The sequence below is a fragment of the Streptomyces sp. NPDC001985 genome (genome assembly GCF_040296845.1).
GTDB lineage: Bacteria > Actinomycetota > Actinomycetes > Streptomycetales > Streptomycetaceae > Streptomyces.
Window position 1 is genome coordinate 47,216 of record NZ_JBEOYB010000003.1, and the last position, 24,883, is coordinate 72,098.

19 protein-coding genes are annotated in these 24,883 nt (G+C 73.7%); 7 read left to right on the forward strand and 12 right to left on the reverse strand.

Going from position 1 to position 24,883, the window contains the following annotated elements:
- Window positions 1-92: 92 nt before the first annotated feature.
- A complete protein-coding gene (locus tag ABT122_RS01875) occupies window positions 93-740 on the forward strand; it encodes an HD domain-containing protein (RefSeq protein WP_351543777.1) in 648 nt (215 codons plus the stop codon).
- A 56-nt stretch (window positions 741-796) separates the two neighbouring features.
- Here ABT122_RS01875 and ABT122_RS01880 read toward each other — a convergent pair whose 3' ends face one another.
- Genes ABT122_RS01880 through ABT122_RS01905 form a run of 6 tightly spaced genes read right to left on the reverse strand, consistent with a single transcriptional unit; the run spans window position 797 to window position 8,439 of the window.
- Window positions 797-1,771 (reverse strand): phosphotransferase, encoded by a 975-nt coding sequence (locus tag ABT122_RS01880; protein WP_351543779.1) that lies wholly within the window; start codon window positions 1,769-1,771, stop codon window positions 797-799.
- 42 nt (window positions 1,772-1,813) lie between these two features.
- Complete coding sequence (locus ABT122_RS01885; protein ID WP_351543782.1) at window positions 1,814-2,491, reverse strand: YoaK family protein; 678 nt, start codon at window positions 2,489-2,491, stop codon at window positions 1,814-1,816.
- A 53-nt stretch (window positions 2,492-2,544) separates the two neighbouring features.
- Window positions 2,545-3,768, reverse strand: coding sequence for a type III PLP-dependent enzyme (locus tag ABT122_RS01890; RefSeq protein WP_351543785.1), 1,224 nt, complete (start codon window positions 3,766-3,768; stop codon window positions 2,545-2,547).
- Window positions 3,765-5,516: an IucA/IucC family protein gene (locus ABT122_RS01895; protein ID WP_351543787.1), complete on the reverse strand. Its 1,752-nt coding sequence runs from the start codon at window positions 5,514-5,516 to the stop codon at window positions 3,765-3,767. Before ABT122_RS01895 ends, ABT122_RS01890 begins: the two co-directional genes overlap by 4 nt.
- Entirely contained in the window at window positions 5,513-7,249 is a 1,737-nt protein-coding gene (locus tag ABT122_RS01900; protein WP_351543790.1) for an IucA/IucC family protein, read from the reverse strand. Before ABT122_RS01900 ends, ABT122_RS01895 begins: the two co-directional genes overlap by 4 nt.
- On the reverse strand, window positions 7,246-8,439 hold the full coding sequence (locus ABT122_RS01905; protein ID WP_351543793.1) for an ATP-grasp domain-containing protein: 1,194 nt from the start codon (window positions 8,437-8,439) through the stop codon (window positions 7,246-7,248). The genes ABT122_RS01900 and ABT122_RS01905 overlap by 4 nt, the downstream gene beginning before the upstream one ends.
- A 273-nt stretch (window positions 8,440-8,712) precedes the next feature.
- Here ABT122_RS01905 and ABT122_RS01910 point away from each other — a divergent pair, with 273 nt between their 5' ends.
- Both ABT122_RS01910 and ABT122_RS01915 read left to right on the forward strand, forming a co-directional pair.
- Window positions 8,713-9,573 (forward strand): (2Fe-2S)-binding protein, encoded by an 861-nt coding sequence (locus tag ABT122_RS01910; RefSeq protein ID WP_351543796.1) that lies wholly within the window; start codon window positions 8,713-8,715, stop codon window positions 9,571-9,573.
- Window positions 9,574-9,787: 214 nt separating this feature from the next.
- On the forward strand, window positions 9,788-10,759 hold the full coding sequence (locus ABT122_RS01915) for an alpha/beta fold hydrolase (RefSeq protein ID WP_502976077.1): 972 nt from the start codon (window positions 9,788-9,790) through the stop codon (window positions 10,757-10,759).
- 29 nt (window positions 10,760-10,788) lie between these two features.
- On the opposite strand, the gene fxsT is transcribed toward ABT122_RS01915, so the two are convergent.
- The 5 genes from fxsT to ABT122_RS01940 form a co-directional block, all read right to left on the reverse strand.
- Window positions 10,789-14,769: an FxSxx-COOH system tetratricopeptide repeat protein gene (gene fxsT, locus ABT122_RS01920; RefSeq protein ID WP_351543802.1), complete on the reverse strand. Its 3,981-nt coding sequence runs from the start codon at window positions 14,767-14,769 to the stop codon at window positions 10,789-10,791.
- Window positions 14,766-15,989 carry an FxsC protein gene (fsxC, locus tag ABT122_RS01925; RefSeq protein WP_351543805.1) on the reverse strand — a complete coding sequence of 408 codons (1,224 nt, stop codon included), beginning with the start codon at window positions 15,987-15,989 and terminating at the stop codon, window positions 14,766-14,768. The genes fxsT and fsxC overlap by 4 nt, the downstream gene beginning before the upstream one ends.
- 1 nt (window position 15,990) lies before the next feature.
- Window positions 15,991-16,647, reverse strand: coding sequence for a TIR-like protein FxsC (locus ABT122_RS01930; protein WP_351543808.1), 657 nt, complete (start codon window positions 16,645-16,647; stop codon window positions 15,991-15,993).
- Between the two features lie 224 nt (window positions 16,648-16,871).
- Window positions 16,872-19,199 carry an FxsB family cyclophane-forming radical SAM/SPASM peptide maturase gene (locus tag ABT122_RS01935; RefSeq protein ID WP_351543811.1) on the reverse strand — a complete coding sequence of 776 codons (2,328 nt, stop codon included), beginning with the start codon at window positions 19,197-19,199 and terminating at the stop codon, window positions 16,872-16,874.
- A 15-nt stretch (window positions 19,200-19,214) separates the two neighbouring features.
- Window positions 19,215-19,388, reverse strand: a complete 174-nt coding sequence (locus ABT122_RS01940) for an FXSXX-COOH protein (RefSeq protein WP_351543814.1) — start codon at window positions 19,386-19,388, stop codon at window positions 19,215-19,217.
- 237 nt (window positions 19,389-19,625) lie between these two features.
- Between ABT122_RS01940 and ABT122_RS01945 the strand changes: the two genes are divergently transcribed.
- The gene (locus tag ABT122_RS01945; RefSeq protein WP_351543817.1) at window positions 19,626-19,856 is read left to right on the forward strand and encodes a DUF6296 family protein; all 231 of its coding nucleotides are present in this window, start codon (window positions 19,626-19,628) and stop codon (window positions 19,854-19,856) included.
- Between the two features lie 583 nt (window positions 19,857-20,439).
- Window positions 20,440-21,174, forward strand: a complete 735-nt coding sequence (locus ABT122_RS01950; RefSeq protein WP_351543819.1) for a DUF2470 domain-containing protein — start codon at window positions 20,440-20,442, stop codon at window positions 21,172-21,174.
- A 6-nt stretch (window positions 21,175-21,180) separates the two neighbouring features.
- Here the strand turns inward: ABT122_RS01950 and ABT122_RS01955 are convergent, their stop codons facing one another.
- On the reverse strand, window positions 21,181-21,639 hold the full coding sequence (locus ABT122_RS01955; protein ID WP_351543822.1) for an SPW repeat protein: 459 nt from the start codon (window positions 21,637-21,639) through the stop codon (window positions 21,181-21,183).
- A gap of 534 nt (window positions 21,640-22,173) precedes the next feature.
- Between ABT122_RS01955 and ABT122_RS01960 the strand changes: the two genes are divergently transcribed.
- Both ABT122_RS01960 and ABT122_RS01965 read left to right on the forward strand, forming a co-directional pair.
- Window positions 22,174-22,686 (forward strand): SRPBCC family protein, encoded by a 513-nt coding sequence (locus ABT122_RS01960; RefSeq protein WP_351543825.1) that lies wholly within the window; start codon window positions 22,174-22,176, stop codon window positions 22,684-22,686.
- A 40-nt stretch (window positions 22,687-22,726) separates the two neighbouring features.
- Window positions 22,727-24,883 carry an ATP-binding protein gene (locus ABT122_RS01965; RefSeq protein WP_351543828.1) on the forward strand — a complete coding sequence of 719 codons (2,157 nt, stop codon included), beginning with the start codon at window positions 22,727-22,729 and terminating at the stop codon, window positions 24,881-24,883.

Consider the following 24,883-nt stretch of genomic DNA (forward strand, 5'->3'; position numbering starts at 1 on the left):
ACACGGATACCGGGGGTCGTGGCCGTCACCGGAAGAACCCGGCAGGATCGGCACACTCAAAGAAATCGTACGAGGAAAGGCTGTGAATACCCATGACGAACGACCTCCCACCGGTCGCCGGCGTGCCCGTTCCGGACACCAAGCTCGCACAGGAGGCAACCGAGCTGGTACGAGACACGACGGGTTCCCTCATCTACGACCATTCACGCCGGGTTTACTTCTTCGGTGCCCTCCAGGGCCGCGCGCGGGGACTCTCGTTCGACCCCGAGCTGCTCTACATCGGGGCGATGTTCCACGACCTCGGCCTCGGCGAGCGCTTCCACGGCAGTGGACGGCGCTTCGAGGTGGACGGCGCGGACGAGGCCCGGCGCTTTCTGGCCGCCCGGGGCGTGCCCGAGGACAGCGTCCGCCGGGTGTGGACCGCCATCGCCCTGCACACCACCCCCGGTATTCCCGAGTTCATGGAGCCGGAAGTGGCGCTGGTCACCGCGGGAGTCGAGTACGACGTGCTCGGAATCGGGTTCGACGCCATCTCCGACACGGACCGTGCGGCAATCGTCACGCTCCATCCGCGCCCAGACTTCAAGCGGCGCATCCTGGAGGCGTTCACCGAGGGAATCCGCCCCAAGCCCGCGACCACATTCGGCAATGTGAAGGCGGATGTGCTCCAGCACTATGTCCCCGGTTTCGAACGAGGGGATTTCGTACGGACGATCCTGGACTCGCCCTGGCCCGAATGACGCACCGGGGGCGGGCCCGGCCGTTCATCGCTCGGTACGGCAACCGCCGTGGGCGGTCATCCCTCCGTGAGCCGTTCCAGAGTGGCCGAGAATCCCTCCCAGGCCAGAGCGGTGTCCGGGCCCTCGGCATGCGATGAGCGGAACCAGCCGAGAAAGGCGGTGACATCCTCCAGATCCCAGCGCAGTCGGTAGAGCGCGAGCGCGGCCGGATCGGGGGTGCGGCCGGTCTTTTCCGTCCAGCGGGCGTGATCGGCCGGTTCCCGGGCGACGAGCCACAGATCCCGCTCGGGCACCGCGAGACCCACGGTGTCCCAGTCCAGCAGCCGCGCCTCCTCCCCCTGCCACAGCAGATTGCCGGGGTGCGGCTCACCGTGGGTCACCACCGGCTCCGCGCCGCCCTCCCGGACCCGGCGCACCAGCCGGTCGAACTCCTCCAGCGGGGCCCGCAGCCCTCCGTCCGCGAGGAGTTCCCTGGCGGGCTCGGAGAACGGGCCACCGCTCCAGGGGCGTCCGGTCTCCCGCAGGGCCCTCTCCAGCCGGGCGCGCCCCGGCAGCTCGGGCCGGAGGACGGGCACGGCGGCCGGGGGCCGGGCGGTGTGCAGGGCCGCGAGCGTCTCCAGGGCGCGGACGCGCCGGGGCTCCGGCAACTCCTCGCCGAACCGGCCGGCGGAGCCCTCCAGATACGGGAAGACGCTGATGGCGTGGCGTCCGTCCGGGAGCGGGCGGAGCGACTCGCCGGCGGCCGTGCGCAGCGGCGCCACCACGAAGCCGAGGCCCGGGCGCCCGCCCAGCGCGACGGCCGTCTCCAGGGCACGGCCGAGCCCGCGCCGGGCGGCCTCGGTGCCGGTGCCGCAGTGCTCCTTGTCGGCGAGGTCGGCGACGGTCACGAACCAGCGGCCGGCGCCGCTCGCGATCCAGTGGTGGTCGCCGAAGCCGACCGGGGCGTAATCGAGGGTGCCGGGCTCGATGTCCCAGGCGCGCAGCGCGTCGCGCACCACCGTGTCGTCGATGGTGCCGGGCCGTTCTCTCATGGAACGGAACCCAATCATCCGCGGCGGGGGCGGCGCATCCGGTTATCGCGGTGGCCGCCGGACCCCGGCCGCCGCGCCGGCGGCGGTGGCCAGGACCACCCCGGCCACCGTCAGCAGGACCACGGGCGCGGCGACCTCCCGGCGCAGCAGCCACGCGCCGAGGAGGCCGCCGGCGAACATCGTGGCGACGGCCGCGGCCCGCCGGAGCCGGGCGGCGGTGTCCGGGGCCACCCGGGCGGTCCGTCCCGGCGGTGCCAGCAGGGCGGTGAGCGAGCGGGTCGCGACGGTGGTGGTCAGATCCGGCACCCCGGCGCGCAGGGTGGTGGCATTGCGCAGCCCCATCGCGGCGGCGACCACGGCGGTGACCGCCCCGTGGGCGCCGGACGCCGGCCCGGCCAGCAGCAGGGCCGCGAGCGCCAGGAGCGCCGCCTCGGTGCGGAGCGCCACGGTGAACCAGCGTCCGCCGCGCCGTTCGACGGCGGCCTCCAGCCGGGCGCCGAGCACCGCGCCCACCGTGAAGCCGGCCAGTGAGCCGGCCGGGGCGAGGAGGGAGAGTCCCTCCTCGCCGGCGACCGCGAAGCCGAGGAAGAGCAGATTCCCGGTCTGCACGGCGGTGAAGACCGGGCCCAGGACGAGGAAGCTCACCGCTTCGACCATCCCGGTGGTCAGGGTCAGCACCACCATCGCCACCGTCGGTGCCACCTGGGGCGTCGGCGCCACGGCTCAGCTCCTTCCGGGACCCCCTCCCGCACCCTATCGGCGGACTCCGTCCGTCATCGGCCGTCCGCCGCCGGTGTCGCGGGGGCGCCGAGGAAGTGGAAGCCGGGCCTGGGGTGCATCAGGAAGTCGTGGTGCGAGATGTTCCAGGCGTACGCCCCCGCCATCGCGAACACCACCCGGTCGCCCGCCCGCAGACCGTCCGGCACGGGGACGGAGCGGGCGAGGAGGTCCTTGGGCGTGCACAGCTGCCCGACGAGGGTGACCGGGCCGCCCCCGGTCCCCGGCCGGGGCCAGGGATGGTCCCACTCCTCGACGGGCAGGACGGCGCAGGGCTGGTCGTGGCCCTTGGTGGCGGGGGTGCGCAGATGATGGGTGCCGCCGCGGACCACCGCGAAGTCCTCGCCGTGGCTCCGCTTGGCGTCCAGCACCTCGGTGGCGTACCAGCCGCAGTGGACGGTGAGCGCCCGGCCCGGTTCGACGCGCAGCACCGTGCCGGGGTGGGCCGCGGCGATCCGGGCGAGACCGGAGCCGTAGCCGGCCCAGTCGAAGCGGGCCTCGGGGCGGGTGTAGTCGACGGACATCCCGCCGCCCAGGTTCACCTCGCGCAGCCGGACGCCGTGCCGGGCGGCGAGCGCCGCCGACCAGCCGGTCACGGACGCCGCGACGGCGAGGTGCTGCGGAGCGGTGAGTCCGCTGGCGAGGTGGGCGTGGACACCGAGGAACTCCAGCCGGGGCAGGCTCGGGCCGGTGAGCCGGCCGACCAGCGCGTCCGCGTCGGCGGGGTCGATGCCGAAGGGGGCGGGCCGCCCGCCCATGGCCAGGGCGCTGCCCCGGAGCAGCGCGCCGTCGACGGCGAGGTTGAAGCGGAGCAGCACCCGGGCGCGGGTGCCGAGGCGGTCGGCGAGGGCGGCGAGCACCGCGAGTTCATGGGCGCTCTCCACATGGAAGCGGTCCACGCCCAGCCGCAGCGCGGCCTCGATCTCGGCGGGTGTCTTGCCGGGTCCGGAGAGGGCCAGCGGACGGCCGGGCACCGCGCCGGCCACATGGGCGAGTTCACCGCCGGACGAGACCTCGTAGCCGTCGACATGGGGGGAGAGCGCGGTGAGGATCTCCGGTTCCGGGTTGGCCTTGGCCGCGTAGTACAGCTCGACCCGCTCCGGCAGGGCGGCCCGGACCGCGCGGGCGTGCTCGTCCAGGGCGGTGAGGTCGTACAGATAGGCGGGGAGCCGGCCGGGGGGCAGCGAGCGGGCGAGCCGGTGCACGGCGGGCGGGATCAACGGGGGCTCCGATCGGCTTCGGCGCGGGTCACCTGGGTGAGGACGTCCTCCGCGAGCGGGGAGGGCAGCCGGACGTATCCGGCGTGACGGTCGGCCGAGCGGTCCCAGCGGGCGAGCAGATTGGCCTTGGCGGGCAGCGGCACCCCGGCGAGCAGGGCCCGGAGCCGGGGCGGCCGGCCCGAGGACTCCGCGTACTCCTCGATGGTGCGGCGCACCGCGCTCCAGAGGGCGGGCTCGTGCCGGGGGTGCAGATCGGCGAGGGCGGCCAGCAGTTCGGCGATGTGGTTGACGAGCAGGCAGTAGACGACCCGGTCCCAGCCGTGCCGGGCGTCGTAGGCCAGCGGGCCCGCGACATCGGGGGGCAGCGAGGCGAGCGCCTCCTCGTGGTGGTCGGGCACCAGCTTGGTGCCCTCCAGGTCGCGAAAGAGGACCTGGGCGGGGAGCCCGTCGGCGCCGACGCAGACGATGACGTTCTGGAGGTGGGGTTCGAGGACCAGGCCGTGGTCGAAGTAGGCGGCGAGCACGGGCGGCACCAGCAGGCCGAGGTACCGCCGCCACCAGTCGAGCGCGGCCTCGGGCCCCTGCCCGGCGAGCCGGGAGACATGGCCGGGGCCGGTGGGGTACTCGTCGGCGACGGCCGCGGCCAGCAGCGGGGTGGTGCCCGGGGCGAGCTGTCCGCCGAGCCCTTCGCGCACGATCACCCCGAAGCCCTCCAGGACCCCGATGTCGGGGTGCCCGCCGGGGCCGGGGAGGGCGATGCTGCGGTAGGCGGGCTCGCGGAGCATCCCGGCGCCGGGAAAGCGGGCGGCGAGATCGGCGAGCGCGGGCGCCAGAATCCGGGTGAGGGCGACGGCGCCGGAGAGTTCGTAGTGGGCGTTCTTCCGGACGCAGTTGGTGATCCGGACATTGAGGCTGAACTTGAGGAAGGTGTCGCCGTCGTAGAGGGTGCGGACCGAGGCCGTCGGGGTGAAGATCCGGTTCCCGGCGCCCAGGTCGAGGAGGTCGCCCCGCTCCAGGGCCGCGCGCACGACGGGACGGTCGCGCAACTGCTCGTACTGCCAGGGGTGGGCGGGCAGCAGCCGGTACCCCTCGGGCACCGGCCGCATCCGGTCCAGGGGCGCGTCCGCGCCGGGTTCGGCGCACTCCCGGGCGATGAGGTGCTCCCGGACGGCGAGCAGCCGCAGCGGGAAGGCGGCGCGGGCCTCCGGCGCGTACGCGGACCAGGTGGCCGGGTCCGAGCTGTGGGCCTTGGGGGTGGGGTGGAAGCGGTGCCCGAGGACGAGGGACTGCTCGGACGCGAGATAGGCGGCGAGCGGGCCGGCCCCTTCCCGGGCGGGGCCCCCGTGGGCGGCGAGGGCCGCGGAGACCCCCTGGTGGCTGGCGGCGACCTGGGGCAGGAACTCGTCGTTCCGGGCCCCGGTCCGCAGCGACAGCTCCGTATGGGTGTAGGCGGCGAGCTGCCGCCAGTCCACCTCGGCCCAGCCGTGTCCGCGCCGTTCGGTGACCGGGCCGGTGAAGCGGTGGGAGCCCAGGAGCGAGGTGCGGCGCAGACCGATCCGGAGCAGCACGCCGCGCCGGGGCAGCCGGAGCATCAGATGGCCGCCGCCGACCGCGGTCTGGTGCTCGGGGGCCGAGACCTCCCGGAGCAGGCAGTTGAGGAGGGTGTGGGCGACGGCCTCGTCGGCCGTGGGGAGCCGGGAGGGCGGGCCCGCGGGGCCGGCGGGGCGGTCGGGGATGGTGCTGGTCATCGACTCCTCCTTCCCGGTGCCAGATAGTTGGGGCCGGTGCCGTAGTGCTTGTTGATGTCCTCTGCCCCTGATCTCTCCTTGGCGAGCAGCGTGCCCGCCGTGACCATGGCCTTGATGGGCAGCTCCGCCGCGTCCAGGACATGGGTGCGCAGCAGGGCGCCGCGCTCGGGTGCGAGCCGGCCGGCGGCCTCGTCGAGCCGGTTGCGCACCAGGGTGAGCAGCCGGCCGAGGGGCGCGTATCCGTGGCGGGCGAGCCCGAAGGCGAGCGCGCCCGCGCACAGATGGACCGTGATGGTGGTGAAGAGGTCGAGGACGGGTCCGTCGCCGTCGTGGAGTATCCGCCGGTCGTCGAAGGAGACGGCCCGGGGGCCGAGGGTGTCGCCGAGGCGGGTGGTGTTGACGCGGGGTCCGTCGTTGTCCTTGAGGAGCAGCCGCAGCCGAGTGCGCCCGCCGGGCCGGTCCAGCAGCAGGGAGATGTTCTGCTGGTGGGACTCCAGGGCGATGCCGTAGCCGAACAGGGTGGTCTGCCAGTCGAGGAGCAGGGTCAGCAGCGCGTCGAACAGGACGGCCGGATCGCCGCCGTGGAAGCGGTCGGCGAGGTGGGAGACGACGGGCCTGCCGTCGGGGGCGGGGGCGAGGAGGGCGGCGAGGGGGACGACGGCGGTGCCGTCGAGTCCGGCCGGCAGCCGGCGCAGCAGCACGGCGAGGAGGTCGTGCCCGGCGTGCGCGTACCGCGTCTCGTCCGCGTGCAGGACGGTGTCCCGGAAGCGGGGCTCGCGGGCGATGACCCGTTCCAGCAGCCGCTGGCCGGCCGCGCCGTCGGCGAGCGTGCCGGGCTTGACGGTGCGCCGGTTGAGCCGGCCGAGGGTGGAGGTGGCGAGGGGCAGTTTGAGGTGGACGGCGGGGTCGGCGGTGAGGGCGACGGTCCGCATCGACAGCGTGGGTACGGCGTCGGGCCCCGGTGCCGGGACGAGTTCGGCCGCGCGGTCGAGCCCGGTGGCGCGCAGCGCCTCGCGCAGGGCGTCCCCGGCGGTGAGCGGGTGGACGGGCAGCGCGATCCGGTCCTCGTCCGGGGCGGGGAGCGAGGGCACCAGGGCGGGGTCCCAGCCCCGGGCGGTGACGGCGTCCCGGGGCAGCAGGAGCAGACGCAGCGGGAAGCGGGGGTGGAACTCGGGCGCGTGGGCCCTGAGGTCGTCCTCGGTGAGGCCGGGCCTGCTGTGCGCGGTGGGGTAGACGGGGTGGTCGATGCGGGCGGCGAGGGTGTCGAAGGCGAGCGCGGCGGCCGGGCCCGTCCAGCGGGCCGGGTCGGCGCCGTAGCGGCTGGTGAGGCCGGTGGTGATGGGTTCGTGGGTGGCGGTGTGCAGCCGCCGGGCCGCCAGTTCCCGCCGGCACTCGGCGGCGAAGGCCTCGAAGCCGGTCTGGTCGCGGGGGTCGGCGAGTTCGCCGAGGGCGGCCAGTATCGCGCCGGCCGTGGTCAGCTCCGTGCCGTCGGACTCACGGCGCAGCAGGGGCAGCCGGGCCTCGGTGTCGCACTGGAATCCGGGGTCGGTGCGGCGGACGGGCAGCAGCCAGGCGTCCTCTTCCGGTGCGCCGGTGCCGAGGCGCAGCCAGGTGCCGTCGGGCCGCTCGTGGGGAGTGCTGCGGCTGCGCAGCCCGACGACATCCTCCCGCAGCAGGGTGCTGAGCACCGTGAGCAGCAGGCGGGTCTCATGGTCGGTGCGGGTCACCGTCACGGTGTGATCTCCCAGCTCAGCCCGGCGAGAAAGTCGTCCACTGCCTGGTCCACGGACTCCTGGTCCGGGCCGGTGGCGCGGACGATGCCGAGGAAGTCGCGGTTGGTGTGGTGGAGGTCGTGGCGCTCGCCGAGGGAGCGCGCCGGACGGTAGGTGAGTTTCACACCGTCGATTGTGAGATCGGCGGGTCCGGGCGCTGCGCTCAGGGTGCCCGCTCGGTCGGCCAGGGGGTAGGCGAGACGGGCCGCGACACCGGTGCGGACGGGCAGATCGGCCGGAAGCGGCTCACCGAGATGGGTGCGCAGGATGTGGTCGAACAGAGGGATGCCGAGGAGTTCCGCGAGAAGGAGATCGCACTGGTCGCCGATGGCGCGGTAGTTGACCTCGATCAGCCGCACCCGGCCCTCGTGGACGACGAACTCGGTGTGGCAGGCCCCGAATCCGACGCCGAGGGCGTCGAGCCGCTCCAGCACCTGGGCCAGGACGGGTGCGGGGTGGGCGGGGACGAACGCCATGCGTTCCTCGATGAAGTACGGCAGCGGGGAGAGCTCGGTGTGGAAGCCGCCGAGGACGTGCAGGCCGCGGCCGTCGCCGAGGGTCTCCAGGGTGTACAGCTCGCCGGGCAGATACTCCTCGGCGACCAGCGCGGCGCCGGGGCGGCGGGCGCGGACGCGGGCGCACTGCCGGACGAGTTCGCCGCGGTCCCCGACATGGACCACGTCCTCGCTGGCCACTCCCTCGCGGGGCTTGACCACACAGGGGATCGGGGGGTCGAGGGCGAGGATCTCCGCCGGGTCCCGGTGGCCCGCCAGCTCCACCGCGCGCACCCGGTCCGCGGGGAGGTGCCGGCGCATCTGGGCCTTGTCCTTGGTGCGCAGGGCCGCCTGCCAGCTCTTGGCGGGGAGGCCGAAGTACGCGGCGGCCAGCGCGGCCGGGGTCTGGAGGTGGTCGCTGTTGCTGAAGACGGCGTCCGGGGGGCGGTGCGCGGAGATCAGGGTGATGACCGCGTGGAAGTCGCGCACATCGCACGGGAGTATCTCGATGTCCGGGAGGATGTCCCGGTAGCGGTCGCGGTGCGCCCGGGGCTGGTCCGTCAGCAGGGTGACGGTGAGTCCGAGCCGTCGGGCGGCGGGAAGGAAGCCCTCGGTGACCGAATCGGTGGGATTGAGGGCGAGCACATACATCTGCATGGGTGAAATACTTCCGCGCGCACATTCACTGGGCAGGGGACAGGCAGGAACAGGACAGGGCCGACCGAGGCGGCCCGGCAGCGGCGCCCGCGACGAACTCCCAGGTCGCAGCGGTTGTGGTCGCTCCGGGTTACCCCGTCCGGAGCTTAGGTTAGGTGAGCCTAATAAAGCCAATTCACCTCACCACCGCCCCAGTTAACGATCTGGTCCGAAGATGTGGTTAAGGTGAGCCTTACCTTCTCCCCCCTCGCACTTTCCCTTTGAGGAGTACCCGTGACTCTGGCCCCGGCGCCTGCACCTGCCGGAGCTGCCCTCAGCTGCTCCACGCTGCTCGCCTCCGCCTACCACCGGCTCGCCCGGCTGTGCGCGGCCCTCGACGTGGTGGTGGCGGAGCCTCATACGCCCGCCGCCCAGGGCTGGGTCGACGGCGCGGAGCTGGCCTGCCGTCCCGAGCTGCTCGACGGCTTCCTCGCCGCCGAGGCCGGCCGCATCCAGAGCCGCTACGACCACACCGCACGGCCCGATGTCGTCGCCTCGCGGGCACTGCACGGCTTTCTCTGGTCGGCCTCGCTGCTGATCAGCGGCCCCTGGTATCTGGAGCGACGGGTTCCGCGGCTCCGTCCGGACCAGGTCAGAATCAGCCGTACGAGTGAGTCCTACGCGGTCGTGCCGGGCGCCTTCTCCTGTCTGCCCGACGATCCGGCGGCGGGGCTGCCGGGGGTGCGGGTCGTCGCCGGCGAGGAGGCGCTCCGCGCGGAGCTGCGCGCGGCGGTCGCCGACCATGTGCGGCCGGTGCTGGCGGCGATCGGCCCCCGGCTGCGGCGCGGACCCCGGGCGCTGTGGGGCATGGTCACCGACGATCTCGTCTCGGGGATCTGGTATCTGGGCCGGATGCTCGGCGACGAGGAGCGGGCCGTCCGGGAGGCCGGGGAGCTGCTGCCGGGCGCCGTGAGCCCCTACCCGGGCGGGGCCGCCTTCCGCGGGCTGGTGGACCGGGACGGCCGGTCCCACCCCACCCGCACCCGGATGGGCTGCTGCCTCTTCTACACGATCCGCCCGGCCGAGGCCTGCGCGACCTGCCCGCGCACGGGGGACGCCGAGCGGTTGCGGCGGCTGGAGGGGACCGCTCCGTGAACCGCCCCGGCGGACGGCCCGCGCCGCGCTCGGCGCGCGGCGTCAACCCGGGGCGGGGGGCCGTCACCCCGCGAACCGGGGCTTCGGCGGCGTTGGCGGCACGCCGCCGGGGCCGGTCGGCTACCGTCGTAACGGCCGGCCGAGCGGCGGGCCGGGCCAGTTCGGCTGATTAGCGTGCTGCGGGCGGCGACCGGGTCCAGCATCCTGGAGTGAGATGCCGTTCCGGCCGAGCCGCTGGCAACGGGAGGCAACGGTGGGTTTGGTCCAGGCGCCCGACCGCGACGGAAAGCTCGCCTACGACGAGTGGGGCGACGCACAGGGCTACCCGGTGTTCCTGCTGCACGGCACGCCCGGCAGCCGGCTCGGGCCCCGGCCCCGCACCTTCCATCTGCACAACCTCGGAATCCGTCTCATCGCCTACGACCGCCCCGGGTACGGCGACTCCGACCGGCACGCCGGCCGGAATGTCGCCGACGCGGCCCGTGATGTCACCGCCATCGCGGACGCGCTGGGGCTGCGGCGGTACTCGGTGGTGGGGCGCTCCGGCGGCGGTCCGCACGCGCTGGCCTGCGCGGCGCTCGCGCCCGAGCGGGTGGCGAGCGCCGCCGCCGTGGTCACCATCGCTCCCCCGGACGCCGAGGGGCTGGACTGGCTGGCCGGCATGGCCGAGTCCAATGTGATGACGTACACCCTGATGGCCGAGTCCCCCGATCTCTCGCGCGTCGGCGCGCTCCTCGCGCGCAGCGCCGACGCCATCCGCAGGAACCCCTCCTCGCTGCTGAACTCGCTCACCACCGAGATGCCCGTGGTGGACCGCAGGGTGGTGGAGGACGCCGGAATCCGCGATCTGCTGCTCCTCAACTACCTCTCCGCGGTCGGCGGGAGCGCCGAGCCGTCACCGGGCGGACCGGACGGGCCGCCGCGGCCCATGGGCTGGGTCGACGATCTGGTCTCCTTCCGCACTCCCTGGGGGTTCCGGCCGCAGAGCATCGACGGGGTGCCCGTGCTGCTCTGGCACGGGGAGCACGATGTGTTCGCGCCCGTGAGCCACTTCCACTGGCTCGCGGGCCGCATCCCGGGAGCCAGCGCGGTGCTCCAGCCCTCCGCCGCCCACTTCGCCGCCCTTCCGGCGCTGCCGCCGATCCTGGCCTGGGTCCGCGACAACGCCCGTACGCACACGGTCTGACCCCCTCCGGTCCACCGGCCGAGGGGGTCTCAGATGGGGTGCGGTTCGAGTTCCAGCGCGCTCCACCGCCACTCCTGGAGCGCCGCCGTCCTCGGGTGCTCGGTGCCGAGCCGTTTGACCATCTCGGCCAGGACCCCGTCCCGCATGGTCTCGGCGGCCCCGTGGTCGCCGAGATCGCGCAGCACGATCGCGAGGTTGCCCGCGCACACCAGCGTCGACGGATGGTTGGAGCGCAGCACCTCGCGCAACTGGTCGAAGGCCGACTCGTAGGTGCGCCGCGCCGCGTCGGGCCGGCCCCCCAGCGCCTGGGCGCTGCCGAGGTTGACCCGGCAGGCCAGTACGTGCGGATGGCTCTCGCCGAGCAGTTCGGTGTACGCGGTCACGGACCGTTCGAGGAGGGCCTCCCCCTCGGCCTGGTCGCCGGCGCGCAGCAGATGGACGGCGTAGTTGACCGCGCAGGCGATGGTGGAGGGGTGCCGGGCCCCGAGGCTGCGGCCGAGTCCGCCGAGCACCCCGCGCAGCAGTTCGAGACCCTCGTCGTCCTTCTCCAGGGCCATCAGATCGGCGGCGAGGTTCATCTCGATCAGCAGCCGCTCCGGGGAGTCTCCGGCGTCGCTGTCGGGCATGTGCTTGAGCACATGCCGGGTGAACTGCTCCGCCTCCCCCGGCCGTCCGGCGCCGCGCAGCGATCCGGCCAGGCCCTTGACGGTGTTGAGCACGGTCGGCGCGCCCTCGGTCAGTTCGACATTGCGCAGACAGCGTTCGTGGGCGCGCTTGAGCAGATTGACGGAGGCCGCGTAGTCGCCGCAGTCGCGCAGATCGCGGCCGAGGTTGACGGCGGACTCGATGGTCAGCGGATGGTCGGGGAGGAGGATCTCCTCCCTGGTCTCCAGGGTGCGGCGGTCCAGGTCACGGGCCCCGTAGTAGTCGCCTGACGCGCGCAGGGACACGGCGAGGTTGTTGGCGACGTTCAGGGTGCGCGGATGGTCCTCGCCGTAGACCTCGCTGTAGCGGCGATGGGTCTCCCGGTCGTACTGGAGTGCCTCGGCGAAGCGGCCGAGGCCGCGCAGATCGGCGGCGATGCTGCTGGTGGTCATCAGGACATGCTGGTCGTCCTTGTCGCCGAGGACGTCGAGCTGGCGCTCCAGCACCGCCGAGTTCAGGGCGAGCGACTCCTCGTACCGGCCCTGGGCGCGCAGGATGTTGCCGATCTGGAAGCGCATGTGGAGCGTCCACCGCTCGTCGGGGTCGCCGGCGGCGCTCCAGCCGGAGACACAGCGCTCGCTCAGCTCCAGGGCCTGGGTCAGCTCGCCCCGGCGGCGCAGCTGGCGCACCCGGTCCACGAGCAGCTCGCGGACGCCGTCGTCGGCGGTGACCATCGACCAGGGGGTGCCCAGGTGCGGCCAGATGATGCGGTACTGGTCCCAGGTGCTCGGGTCCTCGGGGTCGTCCTTGCCGGGCCGGGCGGCGATCAGCGCCCGGTAGACCATGTGGCGGGCGCTCTCCTGCTCCTGGGGGCTCATCCGGTTGCGCATGGAGCGCTGGATCAGCCGGTGCACCTGGACGCAGCGGGCCTTGCGGTCGACGCGGAGCAGGGCGAAGCGGCTCAGCTCCTGGTAGGCGCGGGAGACGGTCCGTCCGCCGCCGAGGGAGCGGGCGATCTCCACGCCCTGGAGCAGATCCATGGAGATGGGCTCGGGGCCGAAGTAGGAGCAGAGCTGGAGCAGCCGTACGGCGGGCGGGTAGTTCTCCCTGAGCCGGCCGATCGCGAAGTCCCAGGTGCCGCCGGTGGCCTTGGTGAGATCGGCGACCTCGTCGCCGTCGTGGGGCGCGCCGCTGCCCGCGGTGGGCTTCTGGAGGAGGCGGATGTACTCGCGGGCGTTGAGACCGGTCTGTTTGATCCCGGCGGCGGCCTGTTCGACGGCGATGGGCAGATCGCCGAGTTCGGCGGCGAGCTGGTCGGCCTCGTCGGGTCCGATGTCGGGCAGCCGGCGGCGCAGATGGCTGACGCTCTCGGAGCGGGTGAAGACCCCGACCTCGATCGTCTCGGCGTGGCGGCCCCAGCCCTCGGACCGCTGGCTGGTGACGATGATGTGGCCGGAGCGCCCCCGGGCGAGGAAGTCGGTGAGCCGGTCGGCCTCGTCGGCGTTGTCCAGGATCAGCAGCCAGCGGTGGTACGGCTCGCCCCGGTCGAGGGCGTCGCGGACCGCACGGGCCGCGTCGGTGGGGTTCTTGCGCTCGGGCAGTCCCAGTTCGGGGGCCATCGCGGCGTACTGCTCCACCGCGAGGTTGAGCTGTTCGGCCTGGATGTGCCAGACGACGTCGTAGTCCCCCTTGAAGCGGTGGGCGAACTCCTGCGCCAGCAGGGTCTTGCCCACGCCGCCCATCCCGCGCAGCAGGATCGTCTGGTTCCCGTTGCGCAGGCCCTCCCGGATGGCGTCGAGCAGTTCGGTGCGCCCGGTGAAGGAGGTGGTGCGCAGCGGGACCGACCAGACGGGCGGCTCGGCCCCGGGGTAGCGGGGGGCGCTGCGGTCGGCGCCGGTGTAGTGGGTGCGGGCGCGCGGCTCCGGGGTCACCTCGAAGACGCGCAGCAGGGCCTCCCGGGCGGAGTCCTCGGTGGGGCAGCGGGTGAGGTCGACCAGTTGCTCGGTGAAGGGGGCGCTCAGGGCGATCTCCTCGACGCGCACGGGCACCAGATTGCGGCGGTTGCCCAGCCGGTCGGGGGAGAAGACGGTCTCCCAGGTGGTGCGGAAGCGGGAGGAGCGCAGATAGGCGGCGGAGAGCACGGCGAGGGTGTGCGAGGTGGCCTCGACACCGCGCTCGGTCTCGGTCTTCAGCCGGCCGCCCTCGCCGGTGGCCTCCTGGGCGAGATGGACCCGGAAGTCGGCGGCCTCCAGCACGGAGCGAATCCACTCGGCCCAGGTGCGGTCCTGCGGGACATGGCTGATGTAGACGTCGGAGACGTCGAGCGGCCGGCGCCGGGTGAAGAGGTCGAGATAGCGCTGCCGGGTGTGCTCCTCCATGTGCGGCATGGCGGTGACGGCGCCGTCGGAGACGACGGCGGTGAGCCGTTCGTAGGCGGCGAGCAGGGAGGAGTGGCTCCCGGGGGTGTCGCGGAAGGGCGCGAGCAGTTCCTCGTAGGAGTACGCGGGGCGGTACGGGATCTCGACCCGGCCCCAGTAGTCGTGCGGGGCGATGGTGCTGTGCCGCTCCAGGAGCCGGCCGAACCGCAGCCGGATCTGGGCGCGGGCCGCGTCGAGCCGGTCGGCCTGGCCGTTGGTGTCCTCGACCCTCATGGGCACGGGGAGGATGCGGATGCTGCGGTTGCCGTACATCGCCTCGATCCGCTCGGCGACCGCGGCGGCTCCGTCGATGCTCTGGCTGCTGGGGGTGAAACAGGCGACCAGCGTATGCGGCAGATTGACCGTACAGATGTCCGAGATATCGCTGAGACCGGTACGACTGTCGATCAGCACATCATCATAATTCTGCACGAACTCCCGTTTGAGCGCCTCGATGAATTGGGTGGCGCTCCGGCCCTCCATGAACGGTTTCCAGTCGAACTGGGAGAAGGCGCTCAGATATCCCTTGTTCTTCGTGCCCGCCGGGACGAAATCGAGCCGTCCGTTCCGCGGGAATTCCCAGACCACCGGAATCACGCAGTGGTTGAAACGGGCCCGCTCGGCGACCCAGGCGTCGTCCACGGTCGGCCCGTCGCCGCTCCAGGCCGGGCCGCCGTGCACCTCCTCCAGCCGCAACTGCTCCAGCAGGCCCTGGTTGAAGCGGCTCACCAGGTCGAGGACGCCGGGCGTGGTGGCCAGCCGGTCCCGGTCCAGAAAGGGGTGGAGGAAGCGGTCGAGCCCGGGGGCGTCGAGATCCCAGTCGACCACGAGGACGCGCCGGCCCGACGACGCCAGAATCCAGGCGGTGTTGGCGAGCGCCATGGTGCGGCCCGTACCGCCCTTGTACGAATAGAACGTGATGATCCTGCCCGCGTTCTCGCCGGTCATGGCCTTGCCTCCGCGCCGCTTTCGTCGGTGCCGAGTCCGTCTTCGCCGGCCCCCGGCCCTCTCCCCCGGCCCGTGCTCCGCGGGGGCGATTGCGGCTGAATGTATCGCAGATATCTCATGTAGGCGGACTCGGCCAACTCCCCGAACCACAGGGCGAATGCGTCCGCCGTGACCAGGCCGCGAACGGCCGACTGCTGCCCGATTCTCCCCTCTCTCAGATAGCGGGGAAAAGTGGATTCCAGCAGTCCGCGGAGCCGTTCGGCGTGCTCCTTGGTCTGGGGGTCGTCGTCGGCGAGTGCGGTGAGGACAGCGGTCCAGGGCCGGCTCGCCGCGTCGAACGCCCGGGCGTCACGGGCCACCCCGGCGTCCTGGAGCGCCCAGGGGTCGACGATCAGAATCCAGGGCGCGGCCGGGGTGCCGCTCCCGCCCAGTTCGTCCAGGGCCTTGTCGAACGAGACCACCTCCGGGTCGAAGCCGAGGTTCCGGGCGAGTTCGGTGACCTGCTCGGCCACCGGACCGCCCGCCACCGGGCCGTACGGACTCCAGTCGAGGGGGCGCGGGCCGTAGCGGGCGGGCTCGCGTCCGATCGGCAGCCGCTCCTCGGACGGGGCGAGCACGGTGATCCGCAGCGGCGGGCTGGGCGGCAGCGTGGCGAAGGCGTCCGGCAGCCGGGCGAGGTCCGAGGGGGCCAGCTCGCCCGGCGCCCAGGACTCGGGGACGGAGTCCACGATCCGCCCGGCCAGCCACTCGATCACCTGGAGGGCCTGGTTCTCCTCCAGGTCGAGCAGTTGGTGCAGCCCCATGGCCGCGTAGCCGTCCTCCGCGTCGCCGGCGGTCTCCGGCAGGGCGGGGGTCTCCTGCACGGCCTCCGGCACCGAGGCCGCCGGATAGGGCGTCCACAGCACGGGCACGATCCGGGGACCGGGCGCCGGGGCCGCCCTGCGGGTGACCGCGGTCCACTGCCGGCCGCACTGGGAGTCGGTGAAGTACCGCTTGGAGTAGAGCGGGACGAACACCCGGCAGCCGGCGAGCGCCTCGGTCACCTCCTCCCCCGTGGTGCCGGGCAGTTCGACGAAGCCGGCCGAGACCCCGGCGACCCGGGCCCGGGCGGCGACCCGGTTGCGCAGCTTCATGTAGAAGTCGAAGACCAGCCGGTCGGGGTCGGGCCCGCTGCGCCGGTCACCGGGGATGCGGGCGTAGCTCAGGAAGAAGAGCGGCATCTCAGGGTCCCTCCTCGAAGACATTGCGGAGGTCTTCGAACAGCGCGGTGTCGCAGGCTTCGAGACGGGCCTGCTGGGCGACCTTGACGATCGTCTGGGCGATGCCCCACACCGCTCTGCGGTACTGGATGGCGTAGCCCGCCTCCCGCAGCCCGTACAGGCCCATCTTGAGATACGAGGCCCCGAGGTCGGGGTGGATGTACTGGACGGCCTGGGCGACCGGCGGCATGTCGAGATGCGCGGGGCTCAGCCAGAGCACGGGGACGATCGCGTTGACCGTGTACGGCCGGGTCAGATGCTGACGGGCCTGCCGCCGGGCGAAGGCGTCCCACTCCTTGCCGCACCACTCCCGGGAGAAGTACCGCTTGGTGTAGACGGGGACGAAGACCTGACAGGTCGCCAGGGCCTCCTTGAGATGGCGCTCCCAGTCGGCGCCGATGCCCATGCGCCGGTCCAGGAAACCCGGCGGCTCGGTGCCGTCGTGGTCGGTGAGCTGCATGATGTGACGGCATAACTCCCGGTGGAAATCGACCAGGTCCTGGTCGGGGTGGTCCCGGCTGCGCTCCTCCTCCCTGGAGGGGATGCGGGCGTAGCTGAGGAAGAAGTACGGGTCCCGGCTCACGGCCAGCGCCTGCGAAGAGGCAAAAGGATGGGTCATGGCATCGCCTCCCCCGCGATCACCACTCGCCGGTCCGGTGACACACGGTCGCCGGGCCGACGCTGAGAAGTCCATTGGAGCGCGAAAGGCGCGACGGGTACTAGTGGTTGGAGCCCGCGAGTTGCCGTGCGGGCCGGTTCCCGCTGCGCGGGGCCGGTGTGCTCCGGCGCGCGCCCCCGTGGGCCCGGTGGCCGGGCGGCGGCCCGCCCCGCCTTCCGCCCGGCTCACCCGGCCCCTCCGGCCGCCGGGACGCCCCGGCGCATGCCCCGCAGCAGTCGCTCGCCCACCGCGGTGGCGGCGCCGGACCGGTCCAGGGTGTCCAGCGCGCCGAGCACCGCGCCGTGCCAGTACGCCGCCCGCCGGGCCGCCGCCGGGCCGCTGAAACCGGCCGGACCCGACCGGGCGCCGCCGGTGCGGGCGAGGGCGCGGTGGGCGCCGGCCAGGGCCAGATGGACGTACGCCTCCTCCAGTACGGTCTCCAGCGGCTGGGGCCGGCTCCGCCAGGCGACCCGGCACCGGCCGGCGCCGGGCGCGAGCAGGTCGTACAGATCCGCCAGCGCGGCGAGCTTCATCCGCTGGAGCTGCTGGATCAGCAGCAGGGCGAACGCCTCGGAGGTGGGTGGCAGTGCCAGGGCCGGCGCCCCAAAGGTGTGCCGGGACATCCGGACGGCGGCGGGTCCCGGCGGCCCCGGCAGCGGGACCAGGCAGCGCAGCCCGGCGGCGAGTTCCCCGGCCTGCCGGGGGTGGCTCTCGCGCAGCACGCGCCAGGCGGCGCGGAAGGCGCTCTGCCAGGCGCGGTGCCGCGCGCGGGTGAGCCGGGGCACGGGCACCGGATACGGAGCGGTGTCCTCCAGCGCCACCCGTATCCCCTCGGCCGCCAGATACCGGAGCGGCTGCCAGCGGAACGGGGCGGGGAGGGCGTCCAGCGGGGTGCCGTCGACGGTGATCCGGCCGTGCTCGGTCGCGATGGCAAGGGAACCGGCCGCGGCGCCGGTGACCAGCCGGCCCAGGCCCGGGAGGTGGACGCTGCCCCCGCGCAGCGGGACGGTCAGGCGCAGCGGGGCTCCGGTGCGCGCGGCGGCGGACAGGGCGATCTCCGCCGGGCGCCCGGGGTCCGCGGCGCCGCTCTCGCAGACGCCGAGGGCCCAGGGACGCACTCCGGGGTCGGTGAGCGCGATGTCCAGGGCGGCCGGGGAGAGTCCGAGCACCGCCCGCCAGCCCGCCGCCTCCGCCTCCGCCTCGGTGGTCCTCTCGGTCGGGGTCTCCGGTCCGGCCGTCCCCGGGGCGGCGGCGCGGTGCGCGGCGGCGAGCAGGACCCGGCGCACCCCGTGCTGGGCCCGGGCCAGCGCGGCGACGGCGTCCGCTCCGCCGGCCCCGGCGGCGAGGGAGTCGAAGTGGGCGGGGCTCAGTCCGTGCACGGGGGTGCGGGCGTCGGACCGTTCGACGTGACGGATGAGTTTCAGCAGGTCGGCACAGTAGACCGAGGGGTGGTCGAAGCCGCCCGGCCGGCCGGGGGCGGGGGTGCGGAAGCGGTGGGCGTACAGGCCGCCGCCGCAGACGTCGACGGCGGGACAGGCCCGGCACTGCGCCGAGAGGCCGTCGAGGCCCTGTCGCTGGGCCAGGATGCCGGGGTGACCGGCCGCCCGGTCGAAGCTGTCACGGGCCACGTGGAAACCGGTCGCGGGGGCTCCCTCGGCGACGGTCTTCAGCCAGTCGGCCTGTTCGATCGCGCCATCGGTCTCCACGACGAGGAGGTCCGAGCTGCCCAGTCCCAGGGCCTCGGTCAGGCTCGTACCGCCGTGGGTGAGCCGGGTGATCGATTCGAACAGCCGGATGCGGACCGGCCGTCCGTCCGCGGTCCACCGCCGGTGGACGGCGATCAGCCAGTCCGCGTAGTCGGTGGGGCCGTGCGGGCGGGGCGGCGGCCGGTCCCAGGTGGCGTGCGGCAGCAGGAAGTCGATCCCGGGCGGGTCGAGACCGGAGAGCGAACGGTAGACAGCGACCGGGTCGTTGGCCACGTCGACGGTGCACAGCAGCCCGCCGAAGGCGCGCCGGTGCGCGGGCGCCCCCAGCCGCCGCACGGCGGCGACCACCTGGTCGTGGCTGCCCGATCCGTCGGCTCTGACGCGGTGCCGGTCGTTGGCGTCCCGGTCGCCGTCCAGGGAGACACCGGTGACGATGCGCTCCTCGGCGAGCATGGCGCAGAACGCGTCGTCCAGCCGCAGCCCGTTGGTCTGCATCCGCAGGTCGAGGTCGCAGACGCCGTCGAGCGCCGAGCGCAGTTCCCGGGCGAACCCGCGCAGTCTCTCCCGGCCCGCCAGCAGGGGTTCCCCGCCGTGCAGGACCACGTGGAGGCGGGGCAGTCCGTGCGCCGCCGCGTGCTCGGCCATCCGCGCGGCGGCGAGGGCGAAGGTGCGCGGTGACATCGTCACCGGGCGGCTCCGCCAGCTCTGGTCCGCGTGCCGGTAGACATAGCAGTGGTCACAGGCGAGATCGCACCGGCTGTGCACCTTGACCACGAACTGCCGGAAGGGTCGCGGGGCCGTGGGCACATGAGCTCCAGGGGCCTACGGCGCGGGCCGGACCGATCCCGAGGACTGGAAGGCGGAGGGGGTTTCTCGCGCCGAACCCGCCCGCGCCAGTACGGCGCAGCGATCCTCCTCGGGCACCCGGTCGAGTGGTGTGTCGCGGTGGTCGGGGAGCAGACCACGGATCGTCGGCGGCGGCTCTGGGCTGTCCATGGGGCCCTCCTCGGCTGCGCGGCTCCGGTCGGCCCTGTCATCGTGACGCCGGCGCCGGCGCCCGGACAAGGCGCATACCGGCCAGGCCGGCCGCTGCCGGGCGCCTCCTCCCCAGGCGCCGGGGGCGGGGCTGGGGAAGGATGGTGCCGGGCCGTACCCGTCCCCGGCGGCCGGCCCGCCGGGGGACGGGAGCGTGGGCGCGGGCCCACCCGGCCGGTGCGTGTGTCAGGAGATCCCATGGAGTACGCGGAGAGGTACGAGCTGGTCTTCCAGGCGTCGGGCGCGGAGGACGACGTGGTGGTCGTCCGGCGCACCGAGCGGGCGGGCGCCGGCGGCCATCCCGTCTACGAGGACGACACCGGTATCGTCCGGGCGGAGATCAGCGAGCGCGGTGAGGTGCGCATGCTGGCCAGCGGCGGCCACCAGGCCCCCGGACTGCCGGTGTCGGCGCGGGCGCTCGACCCCTGAGCGGGGTGCCCCCCAGGGGTGCCGTCCGCCTGTTCGGTTGCCGCCGGGCGGACACCGGCGCCGGCCGGGTGCTGCGGGAGACCGCCACGCGGCCGGCCCTGTCCGTGGCCGCCGTGGACCGGGTACGGGCGCGGGGCACCCCGGGCGCCTTTGTGGTGCGTGCGCCGGAGCCGACACGGGCTCGCGGGAGCTGCCGGCGGACGCCCTCGCCGTGCACGACGACCACCCTGCCGGGCGAGTGGGCCGAGGACGGGGCGGAGTTGCCGTACGAGCGGCTCCGGGCGGCACTGGCCGCGCGGACCGGACAGGAGCCGGCGCACCCCGGTGCGCACGGGCTCCGCCATCCCGGGCGCGGGGATGCGGCGGCCGACGGAGGGGATCGTGGAACTGCCGCCGGGCCGGAGCTTCCGGCGGGCCGCCGTCCTGCCGACACGCCCGGGTGCGGGGCCTGTGGGGAGGCGCCGCGCCCGGTGTGTATCGGTGCGCCCCCGCGCACGGGCTTGGCGATGACGAGGAGTGCGGGTTAGGTTAGGCATACCTAACTCTCACTGTTGTCCCGGTGTGCGGAGATGTGGAGACCCGGATGCGCCGACTGTTCAATGCCCCTCCCGTGCGACCGTCGAGCGCGGAACGCATCCGCTCGATCCTCACCGCCGCCGACTCGATGACCGTGGTCACCGACGCGGGGCGCACGGAGGTGTCGCGGCTGGACGGGCCCGGGGTCGCCGAGCACATCCATCTGCACCCGGCACTGTCCCGCGCCTGGGAGAGCGACGCGCCACCGGCGCCGGAGGGCGGACCCGTGCGCGCCTCGCTGGAGTTCACCGATGTCGCGCCCACCCCGGTCCGCGACCGCGTCCGGGCCAGGGTCCTGCTCGCGGGCTGGCTGCTGCCCCCCGCCGGGCACGCGACACCCGAGGGCAGCCGCTGCATGGAGTTCTCCCACGCGGTCCTGGACGCCGGGGGCGAGCGGATCACCGTGGGGCTCGACGAGTTGATGGACGCGGAGACCGACCCCCTGGCGACCTGCGAGGCCGGGATGCTCACCCATCTGACCGACGATCACGGCGATGTCGTCGGACTGCTGCTGCGGCTGGTGAAGCCGAGGGTGACGCTCGGGGTGCGGCGGGCGCTGCCGCTCGCCATCGACCGCTACGGCATCACCCTGCGGCTGGAGTACATCCGCAGCCACGAGGATGCGCGCCTCGCCTTCGCCTCGCCCGTCAAGGACGCCGACCAGGCAGGGGAGCGCATCCACGCCCTGCTCAACACCGCTCGTCAGCGCTCGCCGCGGAGTTGGCTGCTGAGCGACTCGTAGACCGGTTCATCCGGCGCCCCGGCCGCTTCTCATCGCCGCAGCCGTACAGACCACCCCCAGCACGAAGGTGAGGCCGCCGAGGATCACATTGGTCCAGATCACACCCGCGTCCGGGCTGCTGCCCACGATCCACGGCGCGACGACGAGCCACGCGCCCATCGCGCACATGGCCCAGCTCAGGCCGTACATCCTCTGCGGCATCACGGTGAATCCGAGCGCCAGCACGACAATCGCGACGCCCATGATCAGGTTGTGGGTCGCGAGGGCGGGCTGGCTCCCCGAGAAGTGGACGATCCACGGGGAGACCGCGCACGCGAGGCCGACCAGGAACACCGGGCCGTCCACGAGGGCGACATCGCGCCCTCCGAGCACGCGGGCATAGCGATCCCGCATCTCCGTGATGTCGGGATGCCCCGCCAGATCCTCCCGGTGCGAGACGTCTTCCCTGTGCGAGACGCCGGCCATACGAATCGCCTCCTTCAGCTCTCTGCCGATCGTGTCCGCGATCGTCCGGCCGAACCGCGCGCCGCGGGGGCGCGCCCTTTCATTCTGCGCTTATCTTTTCTTTATCGGTAGTCGAACGGACGGGAACATTCCGCTTTCTGGGACGGAGGAGCCCGGCCGGAATGGCCCGATCCCACGGGGCCGCGGGGCGGGCGGGGACCGACGCGGCCGACCGGCATCACCTCACTCACGGCCGGGAGCCCGGCGCGGAGGGCGGCCCCGGCGGCGAACAGAGCCATCGGCCGCACGGACATCCACGCGCGGAAGCCGGCGGCCGGCGCGCCCTGTCGCCGCACGCGCCCGGCCTCGCACATTCCTACCAGTAGGTAACCTTGGGGTCCGTCTCCGCTCCCGGCACCTCGGCCCCCGTTCCGGCCGGAGCGGCGGAAAGACACCGCCGGAGAGGAGTTGAATCCCGCTCCCGGGGCAAGGGCCCCGCACCAGCCTCCGCCCGCCACGAAGCCGCCACGCCCACACGAACCGGAGTCCTCCACCATGCCACGCACCCTGTCGGTCTCGGACTGCATCGTCATCCAGGCCGCACCGTCCACAATCTACGAGCAGGTCAGCGATCCGGCCCTGATGGGCCGCTGGAGCCCGGAGAATCTGGGTGCCACGGTGCGCGACAGCGGCGCGGGCGCCCATGTCGGCATGGAGTTCGACGGCCACAACAAGCGCGGTGGGCTGCGCTGGACCACGCGCTGCACGGTGACGGCGGCCGATCCGGGCCGGCGCTTCGCCTTCCGGGTGCACGCCATCGGCCTCCGCCGACCGCTGCTGCGGGGCCGGATCGCCACCTGGGAGTACCGCTTCGACGCGGTCGACGGCGGTACGCGGGTGACGGAGACCTGGCGGGACGACCGGCGGAGCTGGCCGGACGGCCTCGCCAACACCTTCGACCGGGCGGCCACCGGCGGCCAGACCTTCGCCGACTTCCAGCGCGGCAACATACGCCGGACGCTGCGCAATCTCAAACGGGCCGTGGAGGCGGCGTCAACCCCTTCATGAGGTTGCCTCAGGCAAGGCTTACATAGGCAAGACTGACTCCGTGTTGGGCAATCTCCCCGAGGAATCCACCAGTTTCGTGGGACGGAGCCGGGAGCTGTCCCGGCTGGACCGGGCGCTGGGGCACGACCGGCTGATCACGCTCGTCGGCAGCGGCGGCGTGGGCAAGTCGCGTCTGGCCCTGCGCGCCGCGAGACGGGCGGCCGGGGCGTTCTCCGACGGGGTGGCCTGGGCGGATCTGGCCCCGCTCCACGGCCACCGGCTGCTGACGGCGACGGTCTCGGACGCCTGCGCGCTCAACGACCACACCCCTCGGATGCCGGTCGACGCGCTCTGCGAGTGGCTGATGGACAAGCGGCTGCTGCTGGTGCTGGACTCGTGCGAACACCTCCTCGACCCCTGCCGGGCGCTGGTCGGCGATCTGCTGACGGTCGTCCCGGGGCTCCGTGTACTGGTCACCAGCAGGCAGCCGCTGGGCATGGCAGGCGAGCGGCTGATCGAGGTCGCCCCGCTGTCCGTGGACGAACCGGACGCGCTGGAGCTGTTCCGGCAGCGGGTGGCGGCGGCCGGAGCGGGACCGTCCGGAACCAAGTCCGGCGCCGGGCGGGGCTCACGGCCGGGCGGTGGAGGTTCCCCAACAGACGGGACTAATGGGGGCAAAGGGGATGATGGGGGCGATGAAGACGACGGAGGCGGAGGCGACGGGGAGGCCGCCGTGCGGATCTGCCGCCGGCTGGAGGGCATTCCGCTGGCCCTGGAACTGGCCGCCGCGCAGGCCGGCCGCACCGGACTCGACGAGATCGCCGAACGGCTCACCTCGCGCTTCGATGTGCTCAGGGCCACCGACGGCGCCCCGGCCCACCCCGAGCGGCACCGGACGATGCTTACCACGATCGGGTGGAGTCATGAGCTGTGCGCACCGCTGGAGCGGCTGCTGTGGGCACGGCTGACCGTCTTCCGCGGCGACTTCGAGGAGGAGGCCGCGCGCGCGGTGTGCGCGGGCGGCCCGCTCGGCGCCGGGGCGATCGGCCCCCTGCTCGACCGGCTGGTGGCCGCGTCGGTGATCCGGGCCGTCAAGGTGGAGGGCGGCAGCGGCGTCCGCTACCGGATGCTCGACACCATCCGGGAGTACGGGCGGATGTGGCTGCGCGCGCTGCACGAGGAGAGCGCGGTGGCCGAGCGGCACGCCGATCACTTCCTGCGCTTCGCGCACCGGGCCGACGAGCGGTGGCTCGGGCCGGAACAGGCCTACTGGTACCGCAGGATCGGCGAGGTCCACACCGATCTGTGCACCGCGCTGGACCATTTACTGACCGCGTCCCCCGGGCGGGCGCTGCGGCTGATGGGCCTGGTGGGATTCTTCTGGAGCTGCTGCGGCCATCTGCACGAGGCCCGGGACTATCTGGAACAGGCCCTGGCCGCCCATCCGCACGGCGGCCCCGACCGCACCCGGGGGCTGTGGGCACTCGGGGTCGCGGTCACTCTTCAGGGTGAGTACGGGACGGCCCGGCGGATCAGCGAGGCGTGCGCGGGGTCGGCGCGCCGGGACGGCATTCCGGAGGGGACGCTGGAGGCCGGGTATCTCGGCGGGCTGATCGCGCTGTTGACGGGCCGGCCGCTGGACGCGGACCGGATCGCGGCCGAGGCGCTCGGGGCGGCGTCGGCCGCTCCCTTCGACTCAGGCGCCGGGCTCCGCTGCCATCTGGTGCGGGTCTTCGCGCTGACCGGTCTCGGCCGGCTCACCGAGGCGCGGGAGCGGGCGCTGACGCTGCGGCGGGGCTGTGTGGAGCGGGGCGAGTCCTGGACCCGTGCCTATCTGGACTACCAGCTCAGTCTGATCGCGCTCTTCGCGGGGGAACCCCATGACGCCGCCGGCCACGCGCGGGCGATGCTGGAGGGCAAGCGGGGCATCGGGGACAGCTTCGGTATCGCGCTCGGACTGGATCTGCTGGCGGCGGCCATCGCCGCGGCCGGTGACGGCGAGCGCGCGGGGCAAGTGTACGGGACGGGGCAGGCGTTCTGGAGCACCGTCGGGCATCCGCAGCGCGGCACTCCGGAGCTGGCCGCGGTGCGTGAGCAGTGCGAGCGGGCCGCGCGCGCGGGCGTCGGCGACAGTGCCTACGAGAGGGCCTATCTGCGGGGCACGAACACCCCGCTGGAGACCGGGCTCAAGGAGGCCCTGGTGCCCCCGGCGGGCTGA